The sequence below is a fragment of the Streptomyces sp. NPDC050619 genome (assembly GCF_040654815.1).
Lineage (GTDB): Bacteria > Actinomycetota > Actinomycetes > Streptomycetales > Streptomycetaceae > Streptomyces.
In genome coordinates this window covers 1-4,883 of sequence record NZ_JBFAIR010000100.1, presented here as the reverse complement: position 1 = coordinate 4,883, position 4,883 = coordinate 1, and the positions used below count along the sequence as shown (strand labels likewise).

Sequence of the window (4,883 nt, the reverse complement as noted above, 5' to 3'; positions counted from 1 at the left end):
CGACGACCCGCCAAGCCACCACTCCCACGGAACCACCACTCCTACTCCTGACCAGCAAAAACGCCGCCCTCAAGTCCGGAAAGACAACAACTTCTAACACGCTGGCCGGACTCGACGCGAAGTATCCTCGGGCTTGGGCGTGCCTCGCCGCCTTGTCCGACCTGATGGCATCTGACGGCGATACCGAACGCGCCTACAGCATGCCCCGTGCGCCTGTGCCGGTCCTGCCGGGCAGCCACGAGACGATCCACGCTGAACAGGCCACAAGCGTCAAGCCTCTGGTCGCTGGTCAGGGCGTCGTCGCCTCGGGCGTCGACCCGCGCTTTGACCAGGCGTTGCTGGCGATGATGCAGCAGGTCAAAGACGGCAATGCCGAAGTGGTTCCGCTGTCGGCGCTCAGCCGGCTGTCACGCAACAGCGACAAGCAACTGCGCGTGCTGGACTTCCTCCTGGCGCACGGGGCAACCGTCCTGACCACCAACTACCTTCTGAGCCCGGACCTGGCCGCAGTGCGTACCCGGCCGCTGGTCAAACCCGACTCCTACGACCCACGGCGGACCATGAAGCAACTGCGCGGCCTGGGCCCCACGCACACGGGCTGGATCAAGGCTCTGCGTAAACGGTGGTAGGTGCCCCACCCTGGCTCCCGGTGCCGATGGCAGCCTGAGCATGGATTGCGAGGGGATGCAGCGGGCTGCCCAGCACCCCTCACAGTCCCAGCAATTGTGGACCGCGCCCTTGCCACTCGCTGGCCTGATTGTGGGCGCTGGCCGGGTGGTTGCCAGACGGCACGGCGGCGAAGCCGATCCCGTTCAGGAGACGACCTCACCCCGGTTGTGGTCCCGGTGATAGACCCCGTCGGGTTCCTCATGGGATGAGGAACCCGACGATTTCGCGGCCGTGGACCCGACCAGGACCAGGCACTGTTGATCACACTCGGATGCCGGGCCTCGACCGGTCTCGGGCGGATGCACGCCCGAGACCGTGTCTTACGACGACTGGCGGGGATCGGCGACGGCCGCTTCCAGTTGCCGCAGGAGGTGGCGGATGAAGCGGCCCCACTGTCTCTGCTCGCCGTCCACGTCGAACCAGTCTTCGGGTGGGGTGGCGTCCCATTTCTTGAGTTCGGTCAGCATGAGCATGTTGATCTTGCTCATCAGCAGGTCTTCCTCCTAGGCCGTGTCGACTTCCACTGATCACGATCCAGCACTGGAGGAGGCATAGTTGTGGCCCGAGACTGACCGAGACGGACGCGGGACGAGCCGAGATCAGATGCATGGGGGAGCACAGTTGACGGATACAGATGTACATCCCGCGGTGCACGCGTTTGCCGCGACCGTCCGGGACTTCCGTCGCGGAGCCGGTGCCAGGGGGCAGTACAGGGCGACGGCCAAGGCCACCGGAGTCGGGGAGTCGACCATCAAGGCCATGGTCTCCCCCACGCGCCCTCGACTGCCCAACCGGGAGACCATGAGGCTGGTCGCCGTGCACTGGGGCGGCAACCCTGGGACGTGGCTGCGGCGGCTGGATCACGCCCGTCGAGAGAGCCGCCGGAAGCCCTCGGACAACCCCTGCGTCGAACCTGGAGCTGCTCCAGCGCTCCACCCCGGAGAGAGCCACAACCTCCATGTCCCGCCGCAACTCAACCATGTGCAGGCGGAAGTGACGAGGTTTCAAATTCTGAGCAAGTTGGCGCGGTCGGGTCACAAGGAGCTGATGCGCACTTTGAATATCCTCATCGCTGAGATGGGGTCGGAGTCTCCTTACATTCTCACTGCATTCACGCGGCCCTCGATTCCCGTAAATCGGATCACCGAGATCTGGAATGAGAAGCTGTCCATCTCGGATGACATCACTCCTATCTATAGCGACTGGATGAACATCCTCTACGCGATCGAGGATTTCTTGCGGTACGTCAAGGAGACCGATGCCAGTGAGGTCAGCGAAGCCATGGAATGGGCACGACGAACGGCGGGCTTCGTGCAGGAGTTCCGCTGTCTTCAAGCTGAGATTCTGGCTAAGCATCGGCATGTGAAGTAGCCTCCGCCTCTTCGACGTCATCTCCATCGGCTCGGTGGGCTGGGGCTGTAGCGGGGATCGTTGAGCGGCTGGTGCCGGACGAGGCGTGGAAGTTGTCCAGAGGGTGATGCCGGAGGCACCACCCTCCCGGCCCCAAGGCGTCGGCATGGCGATCGCGAGGTAAGGCCTCGATCGTGTTCGCCACGGCTTCTTAAGAAGGAACCGCAACGCGCGCATCCTCAGCTCGGGGTCGGCCGCTACCGGTTGGGGGAAGAGAGAAGGGCGCCCGCTCCATGCTGGGCAAGAGCCTCCCGGGCTGCTGCGATCATGAGGTCCAGGCGCTGCTTCAGCTCAGCCAGCTCCGAGGGAGAGGACACTTCTTCCCCCGCAGCGGCGAACTCGCCCAGGATGCCGCTCTCCTCGATGGAAAAGACGTACGAGTGCAGGGCGGTCAGCAGCTCCATGACGCTCTCGGCCGCCGCGACGACCGGCTCCGGGCCTTCCAGCGCTACCTGGGCGCGCACCTGCTCCAGCCGCTCGCTGAGCTCCTCGTCTTCCAGCACGTGGAGCAGCCGTCCGTAGCCGTCTCCGGGGCCGCTGCTCCAGGCTTCGTAGAGCTTGGTGCGCAGCTGGTGCACGGTGGCGATGAAGTCGCCGTACACTCGCCGCCGCGGTTCCATGACCTGCAGCAGGTGCGCCGACTGCAGCTGACCCGCCAAAAGGACCTGCTGGGACTGAGTCTGCTCCCGCTGGCTCTGGCGGCTCCACCAGGCGCTCAGCAGCGCTGGTACACCGGCCAGTATCCCGCCGGTCGCCACGCCCACCACTGCGGCCCACTGTTCATCCATGCCGATCATCATCGCTCAGTGCTCCCGTCCGACTCGGACTGGCCCGGCCGCAGCGTCGTGGGGAGAGCTAGGCTGCAGGGCAGGTGCGGACTCCCTGGGCTGCGGGCAGGGTGGTGATCTGGTCGGTCCGCACGCGCAGCGCTTTGTCCGCGAGGTCATCGCTGCCTCGGGCGCGTTGGGGATCCCACAGCCAGGTCTCGTCCCCGGTAGCGCCGATCGCGACGACCGGGTGGTCGGTGGGCAAAGGGCCTGGCTGCACAGCTGTTTTCGTCGCGTCGAGCGGGATGACGCAGACCCGCCGGGCGGTGATCCCGAAGAAGGGAGCGAGGTCGTGTCCGGCCGCGGCCTGTGCGGCAGTGCGCTTGGCGGCCGTGCTGGCAGAGGCCAGGCCGCCTACCAAGGCCACCAGCATCATCAGCGCGGTGAGCGTGCCTACGGCGGCGATGCAGTACGCCTTCGAGCCGGTGATCCAGTAGAAGTGGCGGGCCCAGCCCAGCGCAGCCAGTCCGCACAAGGCGGCACCGATGCACCACAGAGCGGGCTGCACGCCGGCCAGATACGTCCCCAGGGAGTCGGTGTTGGCGGCTGAAAGCGGGACGCCCAGGCTCACGCCCAGGTAGAGACCCTGAGCCAGTCGCCCCATCCAGGGCACCACCCACACGAACGGCAAAACCACAACGGGCAGCAGCGTGGCGGCGTTACGGGAGAACCAGCTCTGGCGCAGCGCATAGATACAGCCGGGCAGTATCAGCAGCCCGCCCAACACGAGACCCATCGGCCCCAGAAAGTTGACGTCCGGCACCACCGTGGACAGCACCCGTGCCGTATACCCGCACAAGCCTGCGCCGCCGACCAAAGCCAGCCCACAGAGCCATACGATCGCCCTGTGGTGCCGTTCTCCGTCAGCGATCCACGGACCCGTCCACCACGCCGCAGCCAGAAGCAGCGGCGCTGACACGACCTGCCACCACGCATCGAGCCCCGCCAGTGCCCAACCGAAGAGCATGACGGCGGCCCACGCCGCCAAGACGGGCAGTCCCAGGACACGGGTGTACCAGGGAGCAGGGGCCTGCGGCCGTAAGGCATGGGCGGAAGCGATTCCGGGCCGCACGCCGTAGTCCTCACCGAAGGGGCCGTCTCCCAGATCAGATTGCAGGTGAAGCGCCGCCAGTGCCTCCTCCTGCGTGCCCGGGCCGTCCAGGCGCACCCGCCGGTGCACGTCTGCTGCTCCAATGTGCTCCCACAGTTTCGCCGCTCGCGTCTGCCACCAGCGATCTCCCCACTCCACCTTCCGGTACACGTGCCAGGTGCTGGCCGCCGTCGGCACCTCGTCGGGTCTCAGCAGCGTGGCGTCACCGAGGCGCGCCGTCACCCGGCCCGTCAGCGCTGCCATGACACGCCGCTCGGCCTCGCTCAGGGCGCCCCAGCGGCTTCCCAGCAGACGTACCTCCACCCGAAACAGCGCCGCCCCGTTCTCCTGCGGGGCATCGCTTATTCGGGAGCACAGCAAACCGCGCCGTTCCCACTGCTCGCGGGCGACTGCCTCCTCCTGGCCGGGCACCTGGACCAGCACAGCCGCGCGCTGCGTGAACTCCCCTGGCGGCGGTGGCGCACCGTCAGCGCCGCCCTCACCGTCAGGGTCGGATGCACGACGGAATCGGATCGGGGCGACGAGCGCGCTTGCCATCACGGCGGACCTCCAACAACACATCTTGCCGACACCAGGCAGTGCTGGCACAGTCGGGGGACGCTCACGAGAACGGCCGCCGGACCTGTAACGGCAGTACCCACAGCGGCCCGCACATTCATTTCAGTGCGGCTCCCAGCGGCCGCAACCGTCCTCGCATCCTGCCCAGCACCAATGCCGGGCGCGGCCATATCGAGCCACTGGCACGCTGGTCCGTGCTCCCGAGGAAACGATCCCGGGCGCGCAGGAGTAATTGTCAATACCTGTGGGTGCGTTGTCCGGCCGCAGCGTCAGTGGGTAGGGGTCTGGTGACCTGAGGCCGGCTTGCG

The 4,883-nt window shown here is 66.7% G+C and carries 5 protein-coding genes; 2 read left to right on the top strand and 3 right to left on the bottom strand.

Annotation, left to right across the window (positions count from 1 at the left end):
- Positions 1–629 (top strand): recombinase family protein (locus tag AB0I77_RS53130; protein WP_363290262.1); only part of this gene is annotated, 629 nt, incomplete at its 5' end.
- 360 nt (positions 630–989) lie between these two features.
- On the opposite strand, the gene AB0I77_RS53125 is transcribed toward AB0I77_RS53130, so the two are convergent.
- Entirely contained in the window at positions 990–1,157 is a 168-nt protein-coding gene (locus tag AB0I77_RS53125; protein WP_363290261.1) for a hypothetical protein, read from the bottom strand.
- A 313-nt stretch (positions 1,158–1,470) separates the two neighbouring features.
- On the opposite strand from AB0I77_RS53125, the gene AB0I77_RS53120 reads away from it, so the two are divergent.
- Entirely contained in the window at positions 1,471–2,040 is a 570-nt protein-coding gene (locus AB0I77_RS53120; protein ID WP_363290259.1) for a hypothetical protein, read from the top strand.
- Positions 2,041–2,276: 236 nt separating this feature from the next.
- On the opposite strand, the gene AB0I77_RS53115 is transcribed toward AB0I77_RS53120, so the two are convergent.
- Both AB0I77_RS53115 and AB0I77_RS53110 read right to left on the bottom strand, forming a co-directional pair.
- Positions 2,277–2,879, bottom strand: a complete 603-nt coding sequence (locus AB0I77_RS53115; protein ID WP_363290258.1) for a hypothetical protein — start codon at positions 2,877–2,879, stop codon at positions 2,277–2,279.
- A 55-nt stretch (positions 2,880–2,934) separates the two neighbouring features.
- Complete coding sequence (locus AB0I77_RS53110) at positions 2,935–4,554, bottom strand: hypothetical protein (protein ID WP_363290257.1); 1,620 nt, start codon at positions 4,552–4,554, stop codon at positions 2,935–2,937.
- Positions 4,555–4,883: the final 329 nt, after the last annotated feature.